The sequence below is a fragment of the Actinoplanes subtropicus genome (assembly GCF_000721705.1).
GTDB lineage: Bacteria > Actinomycetota > Actinomycetes > Mycobacteriales > Micromonosporaceae > Actinoplanes > Actinoplanes subtropicus.
The window spans coordinates 98,887-122,256 of record NZ_JOJL01000017.1; the positions used below are offsets into that span (position 1 = coordinate 98,887).

General features: G+C 68.4%; 25 protein-coding genes. 14 read left to right on the forward strand and 11 right to left on the reverse strand.

The features are described from left to right. Window positions 1–3: 3 nt before the first annotated feature. From IH26_RS0123325 to IH26_RS0123340, 4 genes are all read right to left on the reverse strand, one after another. A complete protein-coding gene (locus IH26_RS0123325) occupies window positions 4–996 on the reverse strand; it encodes an NADP-dependent oxidoreductase (protein ID WP_245665431.1) in 993 nt (330 codons plus the stop codon). A gap of 15 nt (window positions 997–1,011) precedes the next feature. Next, complete coding sequence (locus IH26_RS0123330; RefSeq protein ID WP_030438360.1) at window positions 1,012–1,731, reverse strand: SDR family oxidoreductase; 720 nt, start codon at window positions 1,729–1,731, stop codon at window positions 1,012–1,014. A 118-nt stretch (window positions 1,732–1,849) separates the two neighbouring features. After that, a complete protein-coding gene (locus tag IH26_RS0123335) occupies window positions 1,850–2,761 on the reverse strand; it encodes an alpha/beta hydrolase (protein ID WP_030438361.1) in 912 nt (303 codons plus the stop codon). 68 nt (window positions 2,762–2,829) lie between these two features. After that, window positions 2,830–3,645, reverse strand: a complete 816-nt coding sequence (locus tag IH26_RS0123340; RefSeq protein WP_030438362.1) for an oxidoreductase — start codon at window positions 3,643–3,645, stop codon at window positions 2,830–2,832. A 157-nt stretch (window positions 3,646–3,802) separates the two neighbouring features. On the opposite strand from IH26_RS0123340, the gene IH26_RS0123345 reads away from it, so the two are divergent. Both IH26_RS0123345 and IH26_RS0123350 read left to right on the forward strand, forming a co-directional pair. After that, a complete protein-coding gene (locus IH26_RS0123345) occupies window positions 3,803–4,390 on the forward strand; it encodes a TetR/AcrR family transcriptional regulator (RefSeq protein ID WP_030438363.1) in 588 nt (195 codons plus the stop codon). A 109-nt stretch (window positions 4,391–4,499) separates the two neighbouring features. Continuing rightward, a complete protein-coding gene (locus IH26_RS0123350) occupies window positions 4,500–5,516 on the forward strand; it encodes an NADP-dependent oxidoreductase (RefSeq protein ID WP_030438364.1) in 1,017 nt (338 codons plus the stop codon). Window positions 5,517–5,596: 80 nt separating this feature from the next. Here IH26_RS0123350 and IH26_RS56040 read toward each other — a convergent pair whose 3' ends face one another. After that, on the reverse strand, window positions 5,597–6,355 hold the full coding sequence (locus IH26_RS56040; RefSeq protein ID WP_169789801.1) for a GntR family transcriptional regulator: 759 nt from the start codon (window positions 6,353–6,355) through the stop codon (window positions 5,597–5,599). A gap of 104 nt (window positions 6,356–6,459) precedes the next feature. Here IH26_RS56040 and IH26_RS56045 point away from each other — a divergent pair, with 104 nt between their 5' ends. Together IH26_RS56045 and IH26_RS0123365 are read left to right on the forward strand one after the other, a co-directional pair. Next, window positions 6,460–7,527, forward strand: a complete 1,068-nt coding sequence (locus IH26_RS56045; protein ID WP_169789802.1) for an ABC transporter substrate-binding protein — start codon at window positions 6,460–6,462, stop codon at window positions 7,525–7,527. A 250-nt stretch (window positions 7,528–7,777) separates the two neighbouring features. Next, window positions 7,778–8,752, forward strand: coding sequence for an ISAs1 family transposase (locus IH26_RS0123365; protein WP_051808429.1), 975 nt, complete (start codon window positions 7,778–7,780; stop codon window positions 8,750–8,752). Between the two features lie 6 nt (window positions 8,753–8,758). Here the strand turns inward: IH26_RS0123365 and IH26_RS0123370 are convergent, their stop codons facing one another. After that, on the reverse strand, window positions 8,759–9,595 hold the full coding sequence (locus IH26_RS0123370; protein WP_030438368.1) for an IS5 family transposase: 837 nt from the start codon (window positions 9,593–9,595) through the stop codon (window positions 8,759–8,761). 363 nt (window positions 9,596–9,958) lie between these two features. On the opposite strand from IH26_RS0123370, the gene IH26_RS0123375 reads away from it, so the two are divergent. Genes IH26_RS0123375 through IH26_RS0123395 form a run of 6 tightly spaced genes read left to right on the forward strand, consistent with a single transcriptional unit; the run spans window position 9,959 to window position 13,782 of the window. Then, window positions 9,959–10,240: a hypothetical protein gene (locus IH26_RS0123375; protein ID WP_030438369.1), complete on the forward strand. Its 282-nt coding sequence runs from the start codon at window positions 9,959–9,961 to the stop codon at window positions 10,238–10,240. An 8-nt stretch (window positions 10,241–10,248) separates the two neighbouring features. After that, window positions 10,249–11,184, forward strand: coding sequence for a branched-chain amino acid ABC transporter permease (locus IH26_RS0123380; RefSeq protein ID WP_051808430.1), 936 nt, complete (start codon window positions 10,249–10,251; stop codon window positions 11,182–11,184). A gap of 3 nt (window positions 11,185–11,187) precedes the next feature. Continuing rightward, the gene (locus IH26_RS63945) at window positions 11,188–11,607 is read left to right on the forward strand and encodes an ABC transporter permease subunit (RefSeq protein WP_051808431.1); all 420 of its coding nucleotides are present in this window, start codon (window positions 11,188–11,190) and stop codon (window positions 11,605–11,607) included. Then, window positions 11,604–12,302 (forward strand): branched-chain amino acid ABC transporter permease, encoded by a 699-nt coding sequence (locus IH26_RS53890; protein ID WP_051808432.1) that lies wholly within the window; start codon window positions 11,604–11,606, stop codon window positions 12,300–12,302. The genes IH26_RS63945 and IH26_RS53890 overlap by 4 nt, the downstream gene beginning before the upstream one ends. Next, on the forward strand, window positions 12,299–13,015 hold the full coding sequence (locus IH26_RS0123390; protein WP_030438371.1) for an ABC transporter ATP-binding protein: 717 nt from the start codon (window positions 12,299–12,301) through the stop codon (window positions 13,013–13,015). The genes IH26_RS53890 and IH26_RS0123390 overlap by 4 nt, the downstream gene beginning before the upstream one ends. Continuing rightward, window positions 13,012–13,782 (forward strand): ABC transporter ATP-binding protein, encoded by a 771-nt coding sequence (locus IH26_RS0123395; RefSeq protein WP_211268736.1) that lies wholly within the window; start codon window positions 13,012–13,014, stop codon window positions 13,780–13,782. Before IH26_RS0123390 ends, IH26_RS0123395 begins: the two co-directional genes overlap by 4 nt. A gap of 9 nt (window positions 13,783–13,791) precedes the next feature. On the opposite strand, the gene IH26_RS0123400 is transcribed toward IH26_RS0123395, so the two are convergent. Both IH26_RS0123400 and IH26_RS0123405 read right to left on the reverse strand, forming a co-directional pair. After that, complete coding sequence (locus IH26_RS0123400; RefSeq protein ID WP_030438373.1) at window positions 13,792–14,697, reverse strand: 3-hydroxyacyl-CoA dehydrogenase family protein; 906 nt, start codon at window positions 14,695–14,697, stop codon at window positions 13,792–13,794. Between the two features lie 25 nt (window positions 14,698–14,722). Beyond that, window positions 14,723–15,676: a fumarylacetoacetate hydrolase family protein gene (locus IH26_RS0123405; RefSeq protein WP_030438374.1), complete on the reverse strand. Its 954-nt coding sequence runs from the start codon at window positions 15,674–15,676 to the stop codon at window positions 14,723–14,725. A gap of 201 nt (window positions 15,677–15,877) precedes the next feature. On the opposite strand from IH26_RS0123405, the gene IH26_RS0123410 reads away from it, so the two are divergent. The 3 genes from IH26_RS0123410 to IH26_RS0123425 all read left to right on the forward strand — a co-directional run bounded on the left by IH26_RS0123410 (window position 15,878) and on the right by IH26_RS0123425 (window position 18,921). After that, the gene (locus tag IH26_RS0123410) at window positions 15,878–16,837 is read left to right on the forward strand and encodes a cyclase family protein (protein ID WP_051808433.1); all 960 of its coding nucleotides are present in this window, start codon (window positions 15,878–15,880) and stop codon (window positions 16,835–16,837) included. Window positions 16,838–16,919: 82 nt separating this feature from the next. Then, window positions 16,920–17,834: an SDR family NAD(P)-dependent oxidoreductase gene (locus tag IH26_RS0123420; RefSeq protein ID WP_063763731.1), complete on the forward strand. Its 915-nt coding sequence runs from the start codon at window positions 16,920–16,922 to the stop codon at window positions 17,832–17,834. Window positions 17,835–18,054: 220 nt separating this feature from the next. Further along, window positions 18,055–18,921, forward strand: coding sequence for an alpha/beta fold hydrolase (locus tag IH26_RS0123425; protein ID WP_030438377.1), 867 nt, complete (start codon window positions 18,055–18,057; stop codon window positions 18,919–18,921). A 70-nt stretch (window positions 18,922–18,991) separates the two neighbouring features. On the opposite strand, the gene IH26_RS0123430 is transcribed toward IH26_RS0123425, so the two are convergent. The 3 genes from IH26_RS0123430 to IH26_RS64240 all read right to left on the reverse strand — a co-directional run bounded on the left by IH26_RS0123430 (window position 18,992) and on the right by IH26_RS64240 (window position 22,332). Beyond that, window positions 18,992–19,609 (reverse strand): TetR/AcrR family transcriptional regulator, encoded by a 618-nt coding sequence (locus IH26_RS0123430; protein WP_211268737.1) that lies wholly within the window; start codon window positions 19,607–19,609, stop codon window positions 18,992–18,994. A gap of 63 nt (window positions 19,610–19,672) precedes the next feature. After that, complete coding sequence (locus IH26_RS0123435) at window positions 19,673–20,533, reverse strand: MBL fold metallo-hydrolase (RefSeq protein ID WP_030438379.1); 861 nt, start codon at window positions 20,531–20,533, stop codon at window positions 19,673–19,675. A 38-nt stretch (window positions 20,534–20,571) separates the two neighbouring features. Further along, window positions 20,572–22,332 carry a nuclear transport factor 2 family protein gene (locus IH26_RS64240; RefSeq protein WP_084599025.1) on the reverse strand — a complete coding sequence of 587 codons (1,761 nt, stop codon included), beginning with the start codon at window positions 22,330–22,332 and terminating at the stop codon, window positions 20,572–20,574. A gap of 39 nt (window positions 22,333–22,371) precedes the next feature. On the opposite strand from IH26_RS64240, the gene IH26_RS0123445 reads away from it, so the two are divergent. Then, window positions 22,372–23,361 carry a GlxA family transcriptional regulator gene (locus IH26_RS0123445; protein WP_211268738.1) on the forward strand — a complete coding sequence of 330 codons (990 nt, stop codon included), beginning with the start codon at window positions 22,372–22,374 and terminating at the stop codon, window positions 23,359–23,361. Window positions 23,362–23,370 lie beyond the last annotated feature (9 nt).

A 23,370-nucleotide genomic window follows, 5' to 3' on the forward strand; every position in this document is an offset into this window, starting at 1 on the left:
CCGTCACTGCATGCGGACGACGACCTTGCCGGCCTTGGTATGCCCGTTCTCGACACGTGCCAGGGCTTCGCGAGTCTGCTCGAAGTCGAAGACGCGGTCCACGACCGGCCGGATGGTGCCGGCGTCGAGCAGGGCGGTGATCTCGCGGAGTTGGTCGCCGCTGGCCTTCATGAACAGGAACGAGTAGGTCACGTGGCGGCGTCGCGCGCGCCGCCGGATGCGATAGCTGAGGGCGGCCATGGCCAGCCGGACAACGGGGTTGGCGCCGAGTTCCTTGGCGAAGGCGGGGTCCGGCGGCCCGGCGACGCTGATGACTTTCCCGCCCAGTTTGAGCACGTGCAGCGACCTGTCGAGGGTGTCGCCGCCGACGGTGTCGAGGACGACGTCGTAGTCGTGCAGCACAGTCTCGAACGCCTGATTCCGGTAGTCGATGACGCGGTCCGCGCCGAGGCTCCGCACCAGGTCGGTCTTCGCCGCGCTAGCGGTTGTGGCCACGTAGGCGCCGAGATGCTTCGCCAGTTGGATGGCGATGGTGCCGACGCCGCCCGCGCCGGCGTGGATGAGGACCTTTTGTCCGGGCTGCACGTTCGCTCGTTCGACCAGGGCCTGCCAGGCGGTGAGGCCGACCAGCGGGATGGAGGCGGCCTCTTCCATGGTGAGCGTGACCGGTTTGGCCGCGACGTCGTCCTGGTGCATGGCGATGAGCTCGGCGAAGGCACCGATCCGGTTCTGGTCCGGCCGGGCGTAGACCTCGTCGCCGACCTGGAAGCGGGTGACGCGCGCCCCGACGGCGACGACCTCACCGGCGAGGTCGTTGCCGAGGACGAACGGCACTCGGTACGGCAGGATCACTTTGAGCTGCCCGGTACGGATCTTGAGGTCGAGCGGGTTGACGCTCGCCGCGCGGATCCGGACGAGGACGTCGTCGTCGCCCATCCGCGGGTCAGGCACGTCCCTGGCGCGGACGGTGTTCGCGTCGCCATACCGTTCGACCACGAACGCCTTCATCTGTTACTGCCCCGACCGGTAGGGGAGGAACTGCGCGATCTGGGCGTCGATCGGCTGGTGGAGGTTGGCGCGGACGGCGCGGGTGAGGTCGTCGGCCAGGATCTCCACGTCCCCTTTCTCGACGCCGTCGAGGACATGCCGGACCACGTCGGCGGGACTCGTCTTCGGGGCGTCCACGCGGGCGCTCAGGTCGGTGTCGACGTAGGCGACGTAGACCCCGACGACCTGCACGCCCCGGGGCGCGAGTTCGAGCCGCATGGAGTCGGTGGCGCTCCACAGAGCGGCCTTGGAGACCCCGTAACTGCGGCCCAGGGCGATCCAGGAGACGACCGAGGCGATGTTGATGACGGCGCCGGAGCGTTCCACCAGGCGGCCGGCGAACGCGGAGGTGACGGCGAGCGGGCCGAACAGGTTGGTCTCCAGCTCGCTGCGCAGGTCCGAGGTGTCGGGCTCCAGGACCGACGCGACGCGGGCGATGCCGGCATTGTTGACCACGACGCTGACGTCCTGCGCGATCTCGGCGGCCTGGGCCACCGAAACGGGGTCGGTGACGTCGAGGCGCAGCGGGACCACGCGGGGGTCGTCCGTGGCGATGGCGCGGGGGTCGCGGGCGGCGGCGTACACCTTCGCGACGCCGCGGTCGAGGAGTTGCCGGACGAACTCGCGGCCGATGCCGCGGTTGGCGCCGGTGACGAGCGCGGTGTGTTCTGCGAGCTGGGTCATGTCATGTCTCCGAGAGTGAAGGGCGCCCTGAAAGGGCGATGGCAGCGTCCGGCGTCGCGACCCCGATACCGATCGGCGAGGCGACGCACGGACGCAGCAGTCCGGCGGGGAATTCTGGTCAGGCGCCTAGGTACCGGCGCAGCCACTGGCCCATCTGTGCGATGGCCTGGTCGACCTCGGGCACGCGCCCGGCGGCGAGGACGAACGAGTGCTGCCCGGCGGGCATCGGATGCACCTCGGAGGTGACTTTGAAGTCGGCGAGCCGCTGCCCGAGCTCGGCGCCGTCGCCGGCGAGGGTCTCATACTCGCCGTAGTGCACGACGGTGGGCGGCAGGCCAGTCAGGTCGGCGTTGACGAGGCTGATCCGCGGGTCGGCGAAGTCCAGGGCCGGGTCCTGCAGCCAGGCTCCCCGGAACAGTTCCAGGGTGGTGCGGCTGAGCATCTTGTCGTGTTCCTCGTTCTCGTCCACCTTGGGGTTGCCGATGGTGAGGTCGGCCCACGGTGAGACGCTGACGATCGCGCCCGGGGTGGGTTCGCCCTTGGCGAGCAGCCGCAGCGGCAGCATGACGGCGAGGGTGCCGCCGATGGAGTGACCGGTGCTGCCGATGTTGTTCGGCTGGTAGCCCTGTTTGAGCAGCCACCGGTATGCGGTCTCGGCGTCGTCGAGCTGCGCGGGGTAGGGGTGTTCGGGGGCCCGGCGGAAGTCCACGACCAGCGAGCGGGCGCCGGCGGCCTTGGCGATGTGGCCGGCGGCCTTGCGGTCGGAGTGCATGGAGGCGGTGACCGAGCCACCGAAGTGGAAGTGCAGCAGGGCCCGGTCGGGGTGGGCGTCCTGGGGGATGGCCCAGAGGGCGGGGACGCCGTCGGCGTCGACCTCGGCGTAGGTGACGCCTTCGGGTTCGGTCGAGGCCAGGTGGTGGGTTTCGACGATGTCGCGCACGATGCCCAGGTCGAGGCCGGGTGTCGATGACTTCGCGCGCACGCTTTCCAGGAACTGGGCGAATTGTTGTGCCTGTGGACTGGGTCCCACGATGACTCTCCTTCTCTGTGCTGGGCACGCTTGTCGTGCGCAGCCGATGTGCGTACGGGAATGTGGCGTCAGGTCGGCATGCGGTTGAGCTTGCGGACGCTGCGGTCGAAGGTCCGGGCGGGAACGATGCGGCGCAGCACGCTGACGCGGGCGGCGCCCGAGCCGGCCGGGTGGCGCAGTTTCGGTTTCTGGGCGGTGGCCGCGGTGACGATCACCTTGGCGATGACGGTGGGGTCGTCGCCACCGCGCATCTCCTGCTGCATCACGTCGTGGAAGGTGCGCCGGCGCTGCGCGTACACCGGTAGAGGGTTGTCGGCCGGCACCATGTTGGTGTCGAACGGAGTGTTGACGGCGCTGGGCTCCACGAGCAGGACCCGGACGCCGTGTTCGCGGACCTCGTGGTCCAGCGACTCCGAGTAGCCCTCGACCGCATGCTTGCTCGACACGTAGACGGCCATGAACGGGTTGGCGACGAACCCGGCGACCGACGAGATGTTGACGATGCGTCCCCGGCCCCGGGCGCGCATGTGCGGCAGTACAGCCTTGGTCATCCGCATGAGGCCGAACACGTTGACGTCGAAGACGCGCTGGGTCTGGCCGACGGAGATCTCCTCGGCGGCGCCGTCGGCGCCGAGGCCCGCATTGTTGACCAGCACGTCGATGTGCCCGAACCGGTCGATCACGTGCTGGACGACGGTGTCGACCGAGGCGTCGCTGGTCACGTCGAGGTCGAGGTAGGTCACCCCGGGCCGGGCGGTGATCCGGGAGGTGTCGCGGCTGGTCCCGATCACCTGGAAACCCGCGTCGGTGAGCGCGACCGCGGCCGCGTCCCCGATACCGGAGGACGCGCCGGTCACCAGCGCTACCGGTCGTGTTGCTGTCATCGTCGACTCCCTGGTCGTTTGTATTACGCTCATACGACCATAGGGCGAGACTGGGGCGGAGGGCAATGGGTTGGGAGAAATTAAATTATGGTCGTACGCTCAATGGTGCCGGAGGCGGCTGCCAGTGGCCGGCCGGGCAGGGGGAGGGGCGTGCGCAGTGCGATACGGACGAGACCGCAAGCAGGAGACGCGGCGGCGGATCATCGAGGCGGCCGGCCGGCGGTTCAAGGCCGACGGCATCGATGGCGCGGGGATCGCCGCGCTCATGGCGGACGCGGGACTGACCAACGGCGCGTTCTACGCCCATTTCGATTCCAAGGACGACCTGGTCGCTTCCGCGGTGGCCGACCAGCTCCGCGAACAGTGTGAGTCCCTGGGTGCGGCGGCGCCCGGTCACGCCGGGGTCGAGCAGATCCTGCGCGCCTACCTTTCCGCGCAGCACCGCGACAGCCCGGAGCGCGGCTGCCCGTCGGCCGCCTTGCTGGACGAGATCGCCCGCTGTGCGGACGCGACCCGGCGCGCGTACACCGAGGGGGTGCTCAGCGTCATCGACGACGTGGCCGCCCGGGTGGCGCCGCACGACCCGGGCTCGGCGCGGGTGCAGACGTTCAGCATCTACGCCCTGATGGTCGGCACGCTGCAGCTGTCCCGTGCCCTGGTCGACCAGCAGCTCGCCGACATCGTCCTGGAGCAGGGCATCCGAAGTGCCCTCACCCTGCTCGGCGAGGAGGACCCGAGTCAGTGAAATTACGAACGTAATTTCATTTACGGAAGGGGTTGCTGGTGGACTCTCTCCCGCATTATGGTCTTACGATCGTACTCTAATGGCCTCCTGTCGAAGGGACTTGATCTTCATGTCCGAGCAGACCCTGCCCGCCACCGGCCGCGCCTGGCACCTGGAGGACCGCCCGCAGGGCTGGCCGCAGCCGGCCGAGTTCGCCCTGCGCGAGGTGCCGATCCCCGCACCCGGTCCGGGGCAGATCCTGGTCGTCAACGAATACCTGTCGGTCGACCCCTACATGCGGGGCCGGATGAGCGACAAGAAGTCCTACATCGAGCCGTACGAGGTGGGCGCGCCGATGGACGGCCCCGCGGTCGGCCGGGTCCTGGCCTCCAACGCCGAGGGCTTCGCTCCCGGCGACCACGTCGTGCACGTGCTGGGCTGGCGCGACTACGCGGTCCTCGACGCCGCGACCGCCCTCAAGGTGGATCCGCAGGTGGCGCCGCTGCCGGCGTACCTGGGCGTGCTCGGTGTCCCTGGCCTGACCGCGTACATCGGCATGACGAAGTTCGCCGAGGTCGCCGAGGGCGACACGGTCTTCGTCTCCGGCGCCGCGGGCGCGGTCGGCAGCGTGGCCGGGCAGATCGCCAAGCTCAAGGGTGCCGCCCGGGTGATCGGCAGCGCCGGGTCGGACGACAAGGTCAAACTACTGATCGAGGAGTACGGCTTCGACGCCGCGTTCAACTACAAGAACGGGCCGGCCGCCGAGCAACTGGCGCTGGCGGCGCCGGACGGCATCGACGTCTTCTTCGACAACGTCGGCGGCGAACAACTCGAAGCGGCGATCGGCGCGCTCAAGACGCACGCCCGGATCGTGCTGTCCGGCATGGTGTCGCAGTACAACGACGAGAAGGTGGTCGGACCCCGCAACCTGTGGAACCTGTCGGTGACCCGATCGAAGATGCTGGCGTTCATGGTCACCGAGGAACTCGACCTGCAGCCGGAGTTCATCCGCGAGGTCGGCGGCTGGATCTACGCCGGCAAGCTGCATTCCCAGGAGACCGTCGTCGACGGTCTGGAGAACACCGTGGACGCCTTCCTCGCGCTGATGCGCGGCGAGAACCGCGGCAAGATGATCGTCAAACTCTGAACCGGTAGCGGGCAGCGGAGCAAGGGGTACGCCATGTGCGCGGCGTACCCCAGCGCGGCGAGCTGAAGTCTCCAGCTGCCTCAGGTCGCACCTTCGTCCACGGCGGGGTTGTCGGCGAGCAACCGGGTGAGGCCCTCGAGGGCCAGTCCGGCGGTCGAGGGGTTGCCGGTCATCCGGTCGACTATCTCGGCGAGGCGGCCGGGCCCCATCACGGTGAGGACGGTCATGCCGATGTGCGCGGCCGCGAGGCGTACGACCTCGGAGCCGTCATCGTCGCCGACCGCGGCCTCGTAGAGGCCTCGATGTTCCTGGTACGCCTGATCGTCGTCGCGAACCTGGGCCGACAGGATGCGGTATCGCAGGCTCTTGACCGCGAGCTGCCGGGTGGTCTGCAACAGGGTTTCCGAGCCGCACATGCTCATCAGGGACTGGTGGAACTCGGTATGAGCCGGTTCCAGCGCCGTCGGTTCGATGGGCGATGTCCACACCTGCTGGAGCGCTTGCCACGCAGCTTCCACCCGGCTGCGCCAGGTGTCGTCGCGCCGGCGCATCGACAACCTCAAGGCGTGCGGCTCCAACAGGAGGCGCATCTCGTAGACGTCGCGCATCTCGACCGGCGAGAGCTCGGCCACCCGCGCTCCGCGTTGCGGGCTGAGGACCAGCAGGCCGTCGTGGGCCAGGGTGCGCAGCGCCTCCCGCAGCGGGGTGGGGCTGACCAGCCACTCGGCGGCCAGACGCTCGACCGGAACGCGCTCGCCCGGCGCCAGCTCGCCAGTGACGATCGCTTGCCGCAAGCGACGCTCGGCCCATTGGGATCGGGTGGACGGGGGTGCTGACATGATCCGCATCGTACCAGTTGAACAATCTATAGATTATGGATAACCTGGGGCTCCTGTAGCCGAGATGCTCAGGATCACTGCGGGGCCGAACTCCGGAGGTAAGCGTGTCGATTCATGGTGTGGCGTCCGGCAAACGGGCCTCGGCTGCGCTGGTAGCCCTGGTCGGTGCCATCGCCCTGACGGCGTGCAGCAGCTCCTCGTCGGGTGGTGGCTCGTCGCCGTCGGGCGGTGGCTCCTCGCCGGCGAGCGCCGCGGATACATCGGCCTGCGGCACCAAGCCGGGCGTCAAGGCCATCGGAACACCGATCAAGCTGGGCGCGATCGCGACCCAGCAACCCGGCATCGACTTCACCGACGCCCCGAACATGATCAAGGCATATTTCGCCTGCGTCAACGACAACGGCGGCATCAAGGGCCATCCGATCGAGTACGTCATCAAGACCGAGCAGACCCAGCCGGCGCAGATCGCCGCCGCGGCGAGTCAGCTGATCCAGAGTGGTGTGCTGGGAGTCGTCGGAAACATGAGCGTTCTCGAATGCACGGTGAATCACGCGACCTGGGAGAAGCTCGGCTACTACACGATCGGTGCGGGCGTCGCGGCCGAGTGCTATTCCACTCCGAACAGCGCCGCGGTCAACATGGGTCCGCGCTTCAGCACCGTGGGCGCCGTGCAGTTCGCGCTCACCAAGGGGGTCGACAAGGTCGTTCTGCAGAATCCCCAACTGCCAAATGTGGATCATATCGCCGAGGGAGCCAAAGCGGTCGCGGACGCCGCGAAGGTGCCCTTCATTCTGCAGACCGCGCCGCTGCCGATCCGGGACCCGAACTCGATCGCGCTGCGGGCCGTCCAAGCCGCGGGAGCCAATGGCGCGGTCGTTCTCGACTACACGCCGTCGCAAGCCCTCCAGATCCTTCAGGCGGCGCAGAAACTGGGGCTCACGGACCGGGTGAAGGTGTGGGCGTGTTCGACACCGTGCAATACCGACTTCCTGGCCGAGGCGCTCGGCTCCAAGTGGAACAACAAGCTGTTCGTGAATGCCGAACTGGCGCCGCCCAGCGACACGAACAATCCGTCGATGAACTTGTACAGGGCCGTCATCAAGCAGTACGGCCAATCCGTTACCGGCGGGATCGGCCACGGTCGTTTTGAGATCGTTGACCATGTGAGTTGATGGGTGATCTTCATGCCGTGTGGGGTCGCTCGTTGGAGGTACCGCGCGGGGTGTCGCGGGAGAAATGGAACGGAACTCCGGTAGCACGAGACGTCCGCCAAGACCTCTCGAAACCGGAGTTCCGTTGTCCGTGCATTCTGCCACTTTGTCGCCCGGCGAGGCGGATGTGTGGGCCGTGCTGGTGTCCTCGTTGTCGGCCCGCGATGACGGTTTCGGTAGTGATCAAGGCGATGACCTGGGAGGGGACACCATGGTCGTGGATCTGGTCGATCATTTCGCGGTGATCGACGACCCGCGTCATCACTCGTGGGTGCTCCACCCGTTGGCTGCGGTTCTGGTCTTGTGCGCTGCCGCGGTCGTGGCCGGGATGCGCGGGTTCACCGCGATCGCCGGCTGGGTGAGCGACACGCCGCCGTCGATGCTGGCTACGGTGTACGCGCGGTGCGGCAAACCGGCGGCGGTGCCGTCGAAGAGCACGATCTGGCAGGTGGTCACCCGTGTCGACGCGGCCGCGGTGGACGCCGCTGTGGGCTTGTGGCTGGCGGCCAGGGCCGGCATCGACATCGCCTCGGACACCGCCGGGCAGGCCGGCGGCGACCAGGCGCCGATCCCGTGTCCGCAGCACGACCATGAACCGCTCGAACGGCCCGACGGCGACCAGGCGGGGCCACCCCGAGAGATCCTCGCGGTGGACGGCAAGCGGATCTGCGGCGCCAAGGACACCGACGGAAACGCCCCGCACCTGCTCGCCGCCGCCACTCACGAGCAGGGCCTGGTCTTCGCCCAGATCGACGTCCACCACAAAACGAACGAGATCCCGATGTTCGCCCGGCTCCTCGACACGATCGACATCCGCGGGATGCTGATCACCGCGGACTGCCTACACACGCAGCGTAAACACGCCTGCTACCTGTACGGCCGCGGCGCGGACTTCGTCTTCTGCGTCAAGGACAACCAGCCCGGTTTGTTCGACGCTCTCGACGTCCTGCCCTGGCCGGACACCCCGATCACCCACCGGGCCACCGATCGGGGCCACGGCCGGCTCGAGACCCGCACCCTGCAAGTCCTGCCCGCCCCGCCCGACCTGCCGTTCCCGCACGTCAAGCAGGTGTTCCTCGTCGAACGGGCCGTCACCACGATGACCGGCACACCCGTGTCGAACGTCGCGATCCTCGGCGTGACCAGCATGAACCCTGACCGCGGAACGCCTGAGAGCGCGTTTTAGATGTGGCTACTCGGGCGCGTCGAAGGTGCGGCGGGGCTTGCGGATGGCTGGTCCGCGGCGGTCGAGCCAGCCGAGCATGCCGGCGATCGCGGCCCAGCGGATCATGTGCTCCGAGACCTCCGGGTCGGCTTCGTAGTCTCTGGCGAGCCGGCGGTGCAGCATCAGCCAGCCGAACGTCCGTTCGACCGGCCACCTCCGCGGGATCAACACGAATCCCTTTTGTCCCTTAGGTTTGCGGACGATGTCCAAGGTCAGCTTCAACAACCGGGAACACCAGTCCACCAACGCGCCCGCGAAACCACCATCAGCAAGGACATAGCGGACACCGAACATGTGGTACAGACTCAGCAGCGTCCCCTTCGCGCCGTCGCGGTCCTGCACACTGGCCGCGACCACGCACACCACCAGCAGCAAGCCGATCGTGTCGGTGATGATGAACCGCTTCCTCCCACCAATCTTCTTACCCGAGTCATAACCCTGCGTAGTCTTGGGTACGGTGTCGGCGGTCTTGACGCTCTGCGAGTCGATGATCCCCGCACTCGGCTGCGGGTTGCGCCCCTGAGCGATACGCACCTGTTCGCGAAGTTCCGTGAGGATCCGCTCGGTCACTCCACGCTTGTTCCACTGCCGAAACCGGCCGTAAACAGTCTCCCAGGGCGGGAAGTCAGCCGGTAGGTACCGCCACGCACACCCCGTCCGCACCACGTACAAGATCGCATCCACCATCACTCTACGTGGATGCTTCTCCGGGCGGCCCATCCACTTCGGCAGCGGCAGCATCGGCTCGATCAGCTCCCACTGGGCATCCGTCAGATCCGACGGGTACCGACGCACTCGATCCATGCCCGTATATGGATCATGGCATCGTCACCACCCGTCGGACACGCCGTGCGACCCACATCTAAAACACGCTCTGAGACCATCGCGCGAGCCGTCCGCGGGCAATGGAAAATTGAAGTCCTTCACTGGCTCAGAGATACCGTCTACCGCGAGGACGACTCCACCATCCACACCAGATCAGGCCCCAGAGTCATGGCCGCCCTGAGAAATCTCGCCATCGGCGCCCTACGCCTACACGGACGAACCGACATCACCGAAGCCACCCGCTGGGCCACCCGAAACACGGCCAGACCATTCACCCTCCTCGGACTCACACCATGATCCACGATCTCAAAACGGCCGTGCGGGATCGGCAGCTTCAGCCAGATGGGGTTCACGATTGCCGAAATCACCGTCCATGCCCTGAACTCCATAGACGGCGAGTACACGAAGGAGAGCGTCAACCAGGCGTTGAAGAACGTCAAGGACTTCGACACCGGGCAGCTCTGCGAACCGTGGACCTATGGCGACTATCCCTTCCACATTCCTAACAACGTCGACTGGACGACGACGCCGCGGGACGGGAAGATGGTCACCGCCCAGGGGTGCACGGCGATCTCGTCGGCCGACCCGTTGATCGCGGAATATCGCAAGATCGCTGGGAAATGAGAACCGGCATGGCCGAGGCGTCCACCGTACTGGCCGGGTTCTGGCAACTGCCAAGCTGGCCGGATCTTCAGCCCTTTCTCGTCGCCGGGTTGGCGCTGGGCGGGGTCTATGCGCTGTCCGGTGTCGGCATGGTGGTCCTCTACCGGGCGACCGGAGTGCTGAACCTGGCCTTCGGCGGGGTCGGGGCGATGGGCGCCTTCATCGCCTGGCAACTGATCAACAGCCAGGGGGTGGGCTTCTGGCCGGCCTTCCTCGTCTGCGTCCTCTTCGGCGCGGTCACGACGCTGGCCTACGGTGCTGTGTTCGGCCGCCGGCTGGCCGATCGGGACCCGGTGGTCAAGGCGGTCGCGACCCTCGGGCTGACGCTGGTCCTGCTCGGGACGATGGACCTGCTGTGGACATCCAGCGGAGGGCAGTCCCGGGCGATTCTGTTTCCCACCGACAACTCCACCTTCACGATCGGCAGCGTTCAGGTCACCTACACCCAGGTGATCGGGCTGGTCGTCGGCATCGTGGTCACGGCCGTGACCGCCGCGTTCCTGCGCTACTCGAAGCTCGGCACGGCGATGCGGGCGATGGCGAACGATCGTGAGCTCACGGCGGCCCTGGGAGTTCCGGTCCGCCGGGTCGAGGCGGCCGCGTGGCTGGGCTGCGGGGTGCTGTCCGGGGTCGCGGGAATGCTGCTCGCGAGCTTTGTCGCGCTCGATTCCACCACGCTCACCTTTCTGGTGATCTCCTCGCTGTCTGCCACGCTGATCGCCCGGCTTCGCTCGGTGACCGTCACCTTCCTGGCGGCGATTCTCATAGGTGTCGTCGAAGCGGTCATCACGCCGATCTCCGCGCTGTCCGACTACCGGGTGATGACGCCGTTCGTGTTCGCGGCGGTCGCGCTTCTGATCCTCAATCGGCGACGGGTAATCGTTGTCGGCCGGCAGGGTGTGTAAGCGATGGAATCGACCGCGAGGAACGGCGCCGTCGAGCAGGCCGTGCGCCCTGACCCGGCTCGGGGAACTCTCCCGCCCGGGCCGACCGGGCGGAGCCTGGCCGGGTACGGCTGGCCGCGCCTGTCGGTGCTCGCGGTGCTGCTGCTGTTCGTACTGGTGGCGCTGCCGTCCATGCTCAGTCTCTACTACACGGCCGCGATGACCCAGGCCGGAATCTACTCGATCGTGGCCCTGGGACTGGGCGTGCTGGTCGGCCGGGTCGGGATGGTCTCGCTCGGGCAGGCAGCCGTGCTCGCGCTCGGAGCGTGGGTGGCAGCGCGGCTGCTGTTCGCGACGTCCCTGCCGTTCCCGGTCGTTCTGTTGCTGGCCGGGGTGATCACGATGGTGCTGGGCACCCTGGTGGGCTCCCGGCTCTGCGGATGAGCGGCCTGTACCTGGCGCTGATCACGCTGATGCTGGCCGGTGGGATCACTGTGGTGCTGGCGAGCACGAACTTCCCCAACGGCGGGTCCGGGTTTCTCGGCTACGACGGCAGCGTGCTCAAGGCGCCACCGATACGCAGGCCGGGCCTGGCGAACAGCGATCCGGCCTTCTTCCGCTACACGATTGTGGTGGCCCTGCTGATGTTCCTGCTGGTGCTGGCTCATCTGCGGACACGTCCGGGCCGGGCGTGGGCGGCGATCCGGCAGAGCGAGTCCGCGGCCCTGGCGGCCGGGATCAACACCACCCTGTACAAGCTGTGGGCGTTCGCGCTGGCGTCGTTCGTGACCGGCGTCGCCGGCGGTCTGCTGGCGGGCCAGCTCCGCTACCTCTATTCGATCAATTTCCAGCCGCAGGACTCGATCGCGCTGCTCGCCGTGGTCCTGATGGGCGGGGTCTACAACCTCTGGGGCGCGGTCATCGCCGGGTTGCTGATGCAACTGCTGCCGGCGCTGCTGCAGGACTGGGGGGCCTCCTCGAACTGGCTGATCATCGTGTTCGGGATCGGCGTACTGCAGGTGCTGACCACCGCGCCGGCCGGGCTGGCGGATCAGGTGCCGCAGGACCTGGCTCGGCTGGGACGGCGGCTGCGTCCCCAGTCCCGGCGGGCTCGACCCACGGACGGAGCGGCCGAATGATCAACGTCACCGACCTGACCGTACGGTTCGGCGGGGTCACCCCACTGGATCACGTCAGTCTCCGGTTCTCCAGCGGGACGTGCGGGCTCATCGGGCCCAACGGTGCCGGCAAGAGCACCTTCTTCAACGTCCTGAGCGGTTTCGTCCGGCCGGCCACCGGCAGCGTGCAGGGCTTCGGCGAGGACCTGCTGGCCATGGCCCATTTTCGCCGCGCGCGCTGGGGTGTCCGGCGCACCTTCCAGACCGAGCAGGCGATCGAGGAGCTGACGGTGTACGAGAACGTGGCCATGATTCACGAGCACTCCAGGGCGAGCGGCGCTTCCCGGCGCGCGCACGTGCTCGACGCCATCGTCTTCGTGGGCCTGGACATCGACCCGAACGCCAAGGTCGGCGTCCTCACGCCGGGGCAGCGCCGGATGGTCGAAGTCGCCCGGGCGGTGGTGGGGGAACCCAAGATCGTGCTGCTCGACGAGCCGGCCGCGGGGCTACCCGACGAGGAGACCGCCCACCTGGGCGAGGTGATCCGGCAGATTCCGGAACGGACCGGCGCGCTGACCATTCTCGTGGATCACGACATGAGCCTGGTGTCGGCCTGCTGCGACGTCACCGCCGTGCTCGACTTCGGCAAGCTGGTGGCGTCCGGACCGACCGCGCAGGTGCTGCGGGACGAGCACGTGATCCGCGCCTACCTGGGCACCGAGGAGGCACTGTGACCATCTCGCGGCCGTCCGGGGACGACCAGCTGAGCATCGAAGGGCTCAGCGTCCAGCGCGGCGGGCGCACGGTGGTCCACGAGGTCACGCTGGAGATCCCAGCCGGAGAGGTGACTGCCCTGCTGGGCCCGAACGGCGCCGGCAAGTCAAGCACCGTGCTGGCCATCGGCGGCATGCTGCGGCCGGCGACCGGCGCCGTGCGGCTCGACGGCCGCGACCTCGCCCGGCGCGACCCGGAACGGATCCGCCGCGCCGGGATCGCGATCGTGCCGGAAGGCCATCGCCTGCTGACCGAGCTGACGGTCGAGGACAACATCAGGGTGGCCACGTACCCCTTGTCCAAGGAACAGGCGCGGGCCGGCCGGAAACGGGCGCTGGAGCTGTTTCCGGAACTCGGGGCCAGGCTCGGCAACCTGGCCCGATCCTTGTCGGGTGGGGAGCAGCAGATGCTCGCGCTCGCCCAGGCCCTCGTGTCGAAGCCCCGCTACCTACTGATCGACGAGCTCTCCCTCGGGCTCGCGCCCGTGGTGGTCAACCGCCTGATCCCGACCATCCGCGAGGTCGCGGAGTCCGGGATCGGCGTACTGCTGATCGAGCAATTCGCCACGGTGGCGCTCGGCCTGGCGAACCGCGCCCACGTGCTGCAAGGCGGGCGGATCCGGTACTCGGGCTCCGCGAGCGAACTGCGCGAGCGGCCCGAGCTCCTGCAATCGGCCTACCTTCTGACCGGTCGGCACGACGCCTCCCCGGATGTCGCCCTGCCGTGAAACCCGGGCTCAGGCCTCGCCCAGCGCATTCATCAAATGGCGCAGCAGTCGCTCGCGCATGCGCACGGCCGCTTCCGGGTCCCAGCTCCGGAAGCCGGCGCCGGTCTTCATCCCGAGCCGGCCCTGCTCGACGAGCATGCTCAAATATGGCGACGGGGTGGGCGAGCGGTCGAGGTCGGGGAGGATAAACTCCTGGACATCGAGGGCCAGATCGAGGCCGACGTAGTCGGCTCCCTCCATCGGGCCCAGCACCGCCAGCCGCGGACCGAAACTGGACTTGACCACCCGATCGACGGTTTCCGCGTCGCACACACCGTCGGCGACCAGGGCGAACGCCTCCCGCAGCAGCGCATGCTGCAAGCGGTTTCCGACGAAGCCGGGAATGTCGCGCCGCACGTGCACCGGTTCCTTGCCGACCGCCTGCAACAGCGCCAGCGTCCGCTGCACCACCGCCGGTTCGGTGCGTTCCGCTTGAACGACTTCCACCAGTGGAACCAGGTACGGGGGATTCCACCAGTGCGTCCCGACAACTCGTCCGGGCGTGTCCAGGCCGGCGGCGATCTGCATGATCGGGATCACGGAGGTGTTGCTGGCCAGGATCGTGCCGGCAGCAACCGTCTTCTCGAGCTTCGCGAAGATCACCTGCTTCAGGGGAAGCTTCTCGGGAGCGGCCTCGAAGACGAATTCCGCGTCGGCCACGGCGGCCTCGAGCGTTGCCTGCAGCCTGATCCTCCCGGCCGCCGCCACGTCGCGACCGAGAATGCCGAGGTTGGCGGCGACCCGGGCCGGCACCGACGCGAGCGTCTCCGGCTGCGGGTCATGGATCGACACCGGATGTCCCGCCTCGGCGAACACCTGCGCGATCCCGTGCCCCATCAGGCCGGCTCCGACCACGGCGATCTTCGCCCCGTGCATGGCCGACTGGTCAGGACTCGTCATGTCAGACACCTTCCAGGCGGGCCCGGGCCCGCGGCAGCGAAACCGGCTCGGTGCCGGCCACGACGGTGTTCGTCAACGTCCCGATGCCCTCGGCACTGAGGGTGACCTCGTCACCGGCGCGGCACGGGCGGGGTTCGAGCCGGCCGTTTCGACCCCACAACTCGGCCAGGCAACCACCCCCGCAGGTGCCGGACCCGAGCACGTCCCCGGGGTACAGCCAGGTCCCGCGTGACGCGTAGGCGAGCATCTCCTCGAAAGACCAGGCCATGTTGGCGAGCGAATCGCGGCCGATCTCCTCGCCGTTGCGACTGGCGACGAGCTCGATGGCGATCCGGTCGCCCCGGCGGTAGGGCTCGAGCTCATCGGGACTCACGATCCAAGGGCCGATCACGTTGGCGAAGTCCTTGGCCTTGGCGAAGCCGAGACCGAGACGCGCCTCCCGGACGGCGAGGTCACGGGCGGACCAGTCGTTGTAGATCATGAAGCCGGCGATGTGGTCACGAGCCTGCGCGACGGTGAGGTCCCGTCCGGCCCGGCCGACCACCACCGCGATCTCCAGCTCGAAGTCGAGCAGTTCGCAGCCTGGCGGTATCGCGATCGCCTGCCCCGGGTCGTGCATCGCGGCGTGGTTCGTGAAGTAGAAGTGCGGGGCCTCGTACCACTGGGGCATCACCGTGGCGCCGGGGTCGCCCAGCTTCGCCATCCCCTCGACGTGCTGCTCGAAACAGACGAAATCCCTGAACGAGCGCGGGGCGAACGGGGTACGCAGCGTCACCTCCGACAGCGGGATCACCTGTCCGGCCCGCTCGGCCTCGGCGATCAGGCGACGCCGTTGCTGTGCCGGCGCAGTCAGCATCTGCAGAACGTCCGTCTCCTCGGGCAGCGGAAGGAGCCTGTCTGCGACAACCACTCCGGCGCGCGGGCGGCCGCCGTCGTCGAACCGGGCCAGTCGCATCCCGCCGCCTAGCTTCGGTAGCCCGGTATCGACGACCGGTCCAGCCCGGGACGGCGCGCGTTTGACGACATCATCACTCCACGATTGACGGCGGACAGGTGCGATCCTCGGCCAGGCGTCGGACCGTGCACCCATACTATCAATAATAAATAGATTATGTGTACGATGAGATCGACACCGCAGGGACAGGCAGGAGAGTCCATGGCCACGGGCAGCGGGAAACGGATCGCGTACGACCAGTTGTCCTCGCTTCCCCACGGAATCGAGGGGTGCGCCTGGGGAGTGTGGGGCGCCGACGACGAAGTGGGCGCGTTCAACGACGTCGGGCGCGAGGAGGTGCTCGCCGCGCTCGCGACGGTCCGGACCGGCGACGTCTTCGCACTGTCCTGGAACCTGCGACTACCCGAACCCGCGCTCTACGGCCGGGGGCCGCTGCGGCACACCGTGCGCGACGACGGCTTCGGCATGGACGATCACCTCGACGGCTTCTATCCGCAGGCATCCAGCCAATGGGATTCGTTGGCGCATTTCGCCCATCCGGTGCACCGGTTCTACGGCGGCCGGCCGTCGAGCGAGCTCAAGGGCCCAGGCGCCCGCAACGGCATCGACAACCTCGCTCGCCGGGGCATCGTGGGACGCTTCGTGCTGGCGGACCTCGACCGCTGGCGCCGACGCCAGGGCCGCCCGATCGATCACGACGGCGGCGAGCCGATCGCGCTCGACGACCTCACCCGGTGTCTGTCGGCGCAGGGCAGCACCGTGCGGCACGGAGACGTCCTGCTCGTGCGCTTCGGCTGGATCACCTGGTACGAGGGCCTGTCCACCGCCGTCCGAAAGGACTTCGCCGACAACTCGTGGAGCTTCAAGGCGGCCGGCATCGCCCCGGACGCGCAGGTCCCGCGGTGGCTCTGGGACAGCGGTGTCGTCGCCGTCGTCGCCGACAACGTGTCCTTCGAGGCGCTGCCCTTCGACCCGCGCGGGCAGAGCCTGCACGCGAACCTGATCTCCCTGTTGGGGATGCCGATCGGAGAGATGTGGGCGCTCGACGCGCTGGCCGAGGACTGCGCTCGGGACGGCCGTTACGAAGGTCTGCTGATGTCGGCGCCGCTCTACCTCACCGGCGGCACCGGCTCCACCGCCAACGCTGTGGCGGTCAAATGAATGCTCGTCGCGCCGGCCTGGGCGACAAGGTCGTCATCGTCACCGGCGCCCACGGCGGGCAGGGCGACGGGAAGGGCCCCTGATGGACGTCTTCGAAGCCAAGGTCGCCGTCGTCACCGGGGCTGCCGGCGGCATCGGCTTGGGCCTGGTCGAACGGTTCCTCGCCGCCGGTATGCACGTGATGCTCAGCGACATCGACTCGAGCGCCCTGACCAGAGAGGTTGAGCGGCTACGGCGCGGCGGCGCGCTGGTGGCCGGCTTCGTCGCCGACGTGTCGGACCGCGAGCAGGTCGTGCAGTTGGCCGCGGCGACCGTCGAACGCTTCGGCGCCGTGCACGTCGTCTGCAACAACGCCGGTGTCGACGCCGGCGCCCCGTTCTCGGAGATTCCTCCTTCGGTGTGGGACTGGGTGATGGGTGTCAACTTCAACGGCGTCCTGTACGGGTGCCAAGTCTTCCTGCCGCTGATCCGCGAGGCCGGCGGTGGGCACATCGTGAACACCGCCTCGTACGCCGCGCTCTCCGGGAACACGCCCACCGCGACGCCGTACATCGCCTCGAAGTTCGCGGTTCTTGGCCTGTCGGAGAACCTGCAGCACGAGTTGAGCCAGGCTGGTGAGGACATCGCCGTGTCCGTGATGTGCCCCGGATTCGTCCGGACGCGTTTGCCGGCGTCGGAACGGAACCGGCCACCGGGTGTCGCCGATCTGAGCATGCACCCGGTGCGGCGCCTGATCGTCGACGACAACGCGCGCAGGGCCGAGCAGGGTCTCGGCGTGGAGACGGTGGCCGAGCAGACCTTCGAGGCCATCCGGGAGCGCCGTTTCTACGTGCTCCCGCACCGGGACGAAGCCCTGGCCGCCACGGAGGCAAGGCTGCGGTGGATGCGTGACAACGTCCAGCCGGTCGGCCGGCCGGGTCGCCCGGGCCTGCCGCGTGTCGATCGGCGCGGCGTCGTACCGGAAATCGCCACGGGCGAGGCGCCGCCCGTGGCGTGATGGTGCTGGGCGGTGCAGTTTCGCAGGCCGCGTCCGCCGAACGGTGTATGCCCTGGTCGGATGCGCTGTTTTCTTGAATCGGCTGAGCCGGAGGGCTTGCGAACTCATTATATTACGATCATACTTCAATAGGCTCGCAGGTGGCGCGAGCGTGATCGCGCACCAGGTCCGTCGGCCCGACGCACCGGGCTCGGCGATGTCAGGGAAAGAGGAGACAGTCATGGACAACCGTCAAGAAGCACGACACAACGCGGTGACGTCGTACAAGGACGCGCCCACCCGCACCGTCTCGGCCGGTGGCGTCGATTTCGCCTACCGCGAGCTCGGCCCCCGGACCGGTGTCCCGCTGGTTCTGGTGACCCACCTGGCCGCGGTCCTGGACAACTGGGATCCCCGGGTCGTCGACGGCCTCGCCGCGAAACACCACGTCATCGCGTTCGACAACCGAGGTGTCGGCGCCTCCACCGGCACCACCCCGAACACCATTCAGGCCATGGCGAAGGACGCTGTCACGTTCATCCGGGCGCTCGGCCTGACCCAGGTCGACCTGCTGGGTTTCTCCATGGGCGGCATGATCTCCCAGGTGATCGTCCAGGACGAGCCGCAGCTGGTCCGCAAGCTGATCCTCGCCGGCACCGGCCCCGCCGGCGGCGAGGGCATCAAGAACGTCACCAAGCTCTCCCACCTCGACACCGTCCGCGCGCTGCTCACCTTCCAGGACCCCAAGCAGTTCCTGTTCTTCACCCGGACCGCCAACGGGCGCCGGGCGGGCAAACAGTTCCTGGCGCGGCTGAAGGAGCGCACCGAGAACCGGGACAAGGCGATCTCCCTGAAGGCCTACTTCACGCAGCTGTCCGCGATCCACCGGTGGGGACTGGAGCGACCGCAGGATCTGTCCGTCATCACCCTGCCCGTCCTCGTCGCCAACGGCGAGAGCGACCGGATGGTGCCCACCCAGAACTCAGTCGACCTGGCCCGGCGGTTGCCGGACAGCGACCTGGTCATCTACCCCGACGCCGGGCACGGCGGCATCTTCCAGTTTCACGACCAGTTCGTCGCCAAGGCCCTCGACTTCCTCCAGCGGTAGTGCCGGAACGCGTCGCGGCCCCCTCGTTCCCGACCTTTCGGGTGAACGAGGGGGCCGCTTCGCGTAGTGCTCAGCCGAAGAACGCGCCGGCGTTCCGGATGCCCTGCTCGAGGACCTCGTCGGCGAGCTTCGGGTCGGACAGGGCGCGGGACAACTGCAGCGTTCCGACCGCCATCGTGAACAAGCCCAGCGCCTTGCCGTACGCCGACCGCGGATCGTCGGGCGCGAGCCGGCCGGCGATCTCGTCCAGAATGGTCCGGGCGCCCTCGGTGTAGGCGTCCTTGGCCGCCGGCGCGGTACGGCCAATCTCGTCGAGCAGGGCGGCGGAGGGGCACCCGTCACTGGGGTTGTCCCGGTGCTGCGGCGACAGGTACTCGCGCAGGAAGCCCTCCAGCCCCGCCCGGCCCGGCGGCAGCGCGCGGAACTCCTCGGCCTGGGCGCGCAGCTGATCGGCCAGGACGTTCGCGACGAGATCTTCCTTGGAGGTGAAGTGGGCGTAGAACGCGCCGTTGGTCAGCCCGGCGTCGGTCATCAGGGTCGCGACGCCGGAGCCGTCGATGCCGTCCTGCTTGAAGCGATGGCCGGCCGTCTCCAGGATCCGCTGCCGCGTCGCCGCCTTGTGTTCCTTGTCGTAACGCGCCACCGGCTCCTCCATCCGCTCGATCGGGCCATCGCCCAGCACCACCATCCTAACTCATATTCTGACGTACGTAATATTATGACCGGTCGGTAACGGGCGGATTTGGCCGGCCTAGGACGCCGGCTGAGGGCCCAGGAGGCTGATGGCGCCGAACCAGAGAATGCCCGGGTTGATGCGCTCGGGATACAGGGCCTGCATCTTCTCGAAGAACTCCATCGGCGTGGGTGAGCTGCGCAACAGCAGGTCCGCGTCCTCGAGGTAGCGCCGGGTGTGGCCGATGTCGGCGGGGTCGTCCGGGCGAGTGGGGTCTTTGTGGCTGGACACCACGAAGTCGGGGCCGAGAGCCTCGACCTGGTCCAGGGCGCGTCGCCACGCGTCGAGGCCGCCACCCGCGGAGTTGGACAGCGCCGGGTGCACGTTGTTGTAGACGACGTCACCGGCCACCGCCAGCTTCAGGCTCGGCACCCAGAGCACGGTGGTGTCGTCGCCGTCGCTGTGCCCGACCTCGACGGGGATGAGCGCGTGGCCCTCCAGGCTCAGCCCCTCCTCGCCGACGACCCGCACGTCGACCGGGCCCGTCGGGATCTGGCCGGGGAACAGCGCACCCCAGAACTCCGCACGCGACTCCGCGGTGGCGAGCTCGTCGATCTGCGCCTTTGTGCCGACCGTTGCGCGGACCACGGCGTGCGGGAAGCGCTCGAGCAGGACGGGAACGCCGAGCCAGTGGTCACCGTGGCCGTGCGTGATGTAGATCTCCGTGAGGTTGCGGCCGATCTTCTCCACCCAGGCCAGCACCTCGCGGGTGGTGTCGGTGGTGAAGGGCGGATCGACGAGAACGGCGTCGCGCTCGCCCTGGATCAGGGTCGTCGCGATGGGCGACCACACGATCGGCTCGCCGTCGGGAAGGTTCAGGGTGCCGCTGCTCTGCGGGATCGCGGGTGTCATGAAGACGTCGTAGCGCAGTCCGGTCATGGATCTGTCCTCTCTGAATCGGTGCGAACCGGCGGCCATCAGAACATCGTGTTGTTGTTGGCGGCGGTCTCCGGCACGTCCTGCGAGGCATCCCAGTGCTCGACGATCTTTCCGTCCCGCACCCGGAAGAGGTCGATGACCGACCTGCCGCGCTCGCCTGGTGCGTTGACGACGTGGAGGTGGGCGGCCACCAGGTCGCCCTCGCCGATGATCCGCTTCAAGCTGATCTTCAGCTCGGGGAACTGTTCGAGGTACGCCTGCAGCCCGGCCTTCAGCTCCACCGCGCCGGACGCGATGCCCGGGTTGTGCTCGTGGTGCTCGGGGCTCAGGTACGCGTCGATGGCGCTCAGGTCCTGGTTCACCAGGAGCCGTTCGACGTAGTCGGTGACGATCTTCTTGTTGTACGCGGTCAGCCACGGCTGTTGCGGCTTGCGGGTCCGCGGCTCGCTGAGGGTGGAGAACAGGTCGGTGCCGTCGGCCGTGACGGCGGGCACTTGCTGCAGGATGTCCCAGTGCTCGGCGATCTTCCCGTCCTGGAAACGGAAGAGGTCGAAGATCGCCAGCTCGGGGACCTCGGGGTTGCCGGGGACCAGGACGCCGTGGGAGTGCAGGAGCACCAGGTCGCCGTCGGTGATGGCTCGCTTCTCCTCGTAGGTGGCGGTCGGGTACTGCTGCTTCCAGGCGGCGCCGAAGGCCTTCATGGCCTCGGGGCCGTCCGCGGCGAGCGGGTTGTGCTGGATGTAATCGGGCCGGATGTGCCGGTCGATGAGGGTCGTGTCACCCGCTTCGAAGGCGGCGCGCAGCACCCGGGCGACGATGTCCGCGGGCCGGGATCCCTCGACCGTCAGCACAATCTTGCCGGTGGTACGGCCGGTCTCGCCCAGGGCGTGCGCCTTGGCGGCCTCCGCGAGCGGGAAGACGGCCTCGACGTGGGCGCGCAGGTCGCCGGCCTCGACGAGGGCGGCGATGGCCTGCATGCCGGCCTGGTCGGCCTCGACGAGCAGGGCCTCGTAGCGGATGCCCAGCTCGGCGATCTTCGCCAGCTCGTCGGCCTCGACGGGGACGGGCAGGATCGAGACGAGGGTGCCGCCGGGGCGCAGGACGGCGAGGGAGCGGGCGCGGGCCGCCGAGTCCATGGAGATCGGGTCGAGGACCACGTCGACGTCCGTGAGGACCTCGGTGAAATCGGCCGTGTGGTAGTCGATGAGCTCGTCGGCCCCGAGGGAACGCAGGAAGTCGTGCTTGCCGGGGCTGGCGGTCCCGATGACGTACGCGCCGCGGGATTTGGCGATCTGGACGGCGAGATGGCCGACGCCGCCGGCGGCCGCGTGGATGAGCACGCGCTGGCCGGGCTGGACGTCGGCGGTGTCGACGAGGGCTTGGTAGGCGGTGAGGGCGGCGAGCGGGAGGGCGCCGGCCTGAATGTGGTCGACGCCGTCGGGCTTGCCCACGAACGAGCGGGCCGGGCCGATCACGTACTCCGCATGCGCGCCGACCCCGTGCGGGTAGGGCAGCATGCCGAAGACCTCGTCGCCCGGCTTGAACAGGGTGACGCCCAACCCCACGGCCTCCACGACTCCTGAGACGTCCCAGCCCAGCACGAGCGGCAGGCGTTCGATGGTGGTCACCTGAGCGCGGTTCTTCCAGTCGGTCGGGTTGACCCCGGCCGCACGGACGGCGACCAGGATTTCGCTCGGGCCCGGTTCCGGCCGCGGAAGCTCGATCTCCTTGAGCACTTCGGGGGATCCGTACGTGTCCTGGCCGATGGCGCGCATCGTGGCCCGCTTGGTGTTCGTCATGGGTCCAGCGTTGTCGCCGCCGCCGTTGGCTACCATGGCATGAATGCCAACTTTCAGAGAGATCCTGCCATGGCGCGTGCGCACCGGGTCGTCGTTCTGGCCACCGATGGCGTCTACCCGTTCGATCTGGGGATTCCGAGCCGTGTCCTCGGCGCCGCGGACGGCCTCTATGAGGTTCTGACCTGCAGCGTGGACGGCCGGCCGGTCCGCACCGACGCCGACTTCTCGATCACCGTCGAGCACGGCCCGGAGGCGCTGCGGACGGCCGACACTGTCGTCATCCCGGCGTTCGCCGCCACTGCCGTCCCACCGCAGGTGCCCCAGGCCGTGGTGGCGGCGCTCGGGTCCGTGCCTCCAGGCACGCGCCTCGTGTCGATCTGTACCGGCGCGTTCGTGCTGGCTGCCGCGGGACTTCTCGACGGGCGACCGGCCACCACACACTGGAAAGCTGCGGGGCTGTTCCGGGAGTGGTTCCCCAAGGTCGCGCTGGATGCGGACGTCTTGTTCGTCGATGACGGGGACGTGTTGACCTCGGCCGGCGCCGCCTCCGGGCTGGACGTCTGCCTGCATCTCATCCGCAAGGACCACGGCAGCGCGCTCGCCAACCGGGTCGCCCGCCTGTGCGTCGCTCCGCCGTGGCGCGAAGGGGGGCAGGCGCAGTACATCGAACACCCGGTGCCCGACGCCACCGCAGCCGGAACGGCCGCCGCCCGCCAATGGGCCCTGGCACACCTCCACGAACCGATGACCCTGGCCGACCTCGCAGAACGTTCCCACATGAGCCTGCGTACGTTCGCTCGCCGCTTCACCGAGGAGGTGGGCATGAGCCCGGGACGCTGGGTGATCCAGCAGCGGGTCGACCGGGCGCGTCACCTGTTGGAGATCACCGATCTGCCGGTGGACGAGATCGCCGTCCAGGTCGGCTTCGCAGCGGACACCTCGCTGCGACAACACCTCCACGCCGCCATCGGTGTCTCCCCGCTCGCCTACCGGCGCACGTTCCGCGGCCCGCTGGCATCGCACAGTTGAAACACGAGC

Coding starts and splice junctions, on each gene's coding strand:
- IH26_RS0123330 (WP_030438360.1), bottom strand. CDS start 1,731: ATGACCCAGCTCGCAGAACACACCGCGCTCGTCACCGGCGCCAACCGC.
- IH26_RS0123340 (WP_030438362.1), bottom strand. CDS start 3,645: ATGACAGCAACACGACCGGTAGCGCTGGTGACCGGCGCGTCCTCCGGT.
- IH26_RS0123350 (WP_030438364.1), top strand. CDS start 4,500: ATGTCCGAGCAGACCCTGCCCGCCACCGGCCGCGCCTGGCACCTGGAG.
- IH26_RS56040 (WP_169789801.1), bottom strand. CDS start 6,355: ATGTCAGCACCCCCGTCCACCCGATCCCAATGGGCCGAGCGTCGCTTG.
- IH26_RS0123365 (WP_051808429.1), top strand. CDS start 7,778: ATGGTCGTGGATCTGGTCGATCATTTCGCGGTGATCGACGACCCGCGT.
- IH26_RS0123370 (WP_030438368.1), bottom strand. CDS start 9,595: ATGGATCGAGTGCGTCGGTACCCGTCGGATCTGACGGATGCCCAGTGG.
- IH26_RS0123375 (WP_030438369.1), top strand. CDS start 9,959: ATGGGGTTCACGATTGCCGAAATCACCGTCCATGCCCTGAACTCCATA.
- IH26_RS0123380 (WP_051808430.1), top strand. CDS start 10,249: ATGGCCGAGGCGTCCACCGTACTGGCCGGGTTCTGGCAACTGCCAAGC.
- IH26_RS63945 (WP_051808431.1), top strand. CDS start 11,188: ATGGAATCGACCGCGAGGAACGGCGCCGTCGAGCAGGCCGTGCGCCCT.
- IH26_RS53890 (WP_051808432.1), top strand. CDS start 11,604: ATGAGCGGCCTGTACCTGGCGCTGATCACGCTGATGCTGGCCGGTGGG.
- IH26_RS0123390 (WP_030438371.1), top strand. CDS start 12,299: ATGATCAACGTCACCGACCTGACCGTACGGTTCGGCGGGGTCACCCCA.
- IH26_RS0123400 (WP_030438373.1), bottom strand. CDS start 14,697: ATGCACGGGGCGAAGATCGCCGTGGTCGGAGCCGGCCTGATGGGGCAC.
- IH26_RS0123405 (WP_030438374.1), bottom strand. CDS start 15,676: ATGCGACTGGCCCGGTTCGACGACGGCGGCCGCCCGCGCGCCGGAGTG.
- IH26_RS0123410 (WP_051808433.1), top strand. CDS start 15,878: ATGGCCACGGGCAGCGGGAAACGGATCGCGTACGACCAGTTGTCCTCG.
- IH26_RS0123420 (WP_063763731.1), top strand. CDS start 16,920: ATGGACGTCTTCGAAGCCAAGGTCGCCGTCGTCACCGGGGCTGCCGGC.
- IH26_RS0123425 (WP_030438377.1), top strand. CDS start 18,055: ATGGACAACCGTCAAGAAGCACGACACAACGCGGTGACGTCGTACAAG.
- IH26_RS0123430 (WP_211268737.1), bottom strand. CDS start 19,609: ATGGTGGTGCTGGGCGATGGCCCGATCGAGCGGATGGAGGAGCCGGTG.
- IH26_RS0123435 (WP_030438379.1), bottom strand. CDS start 20,533: ATGACCGGACTGCGCTACGACGTCTTCATGACACCCGCGATCCCGCAG.
- IH26_RS64240 (WP_084599025.1), bottom strand. CDS start 22,332: ATGACGAACACCAAGCGGGCCACGATGCGCGCCATCGGCCAGGACACG.
- IH26_RS0123445 (WP_211268738.1), top strand. CDS start 22,372: ATGAATGCCAACTTTCAGAGAGATCCTGCCATGGCGCGTGCGCACCGG.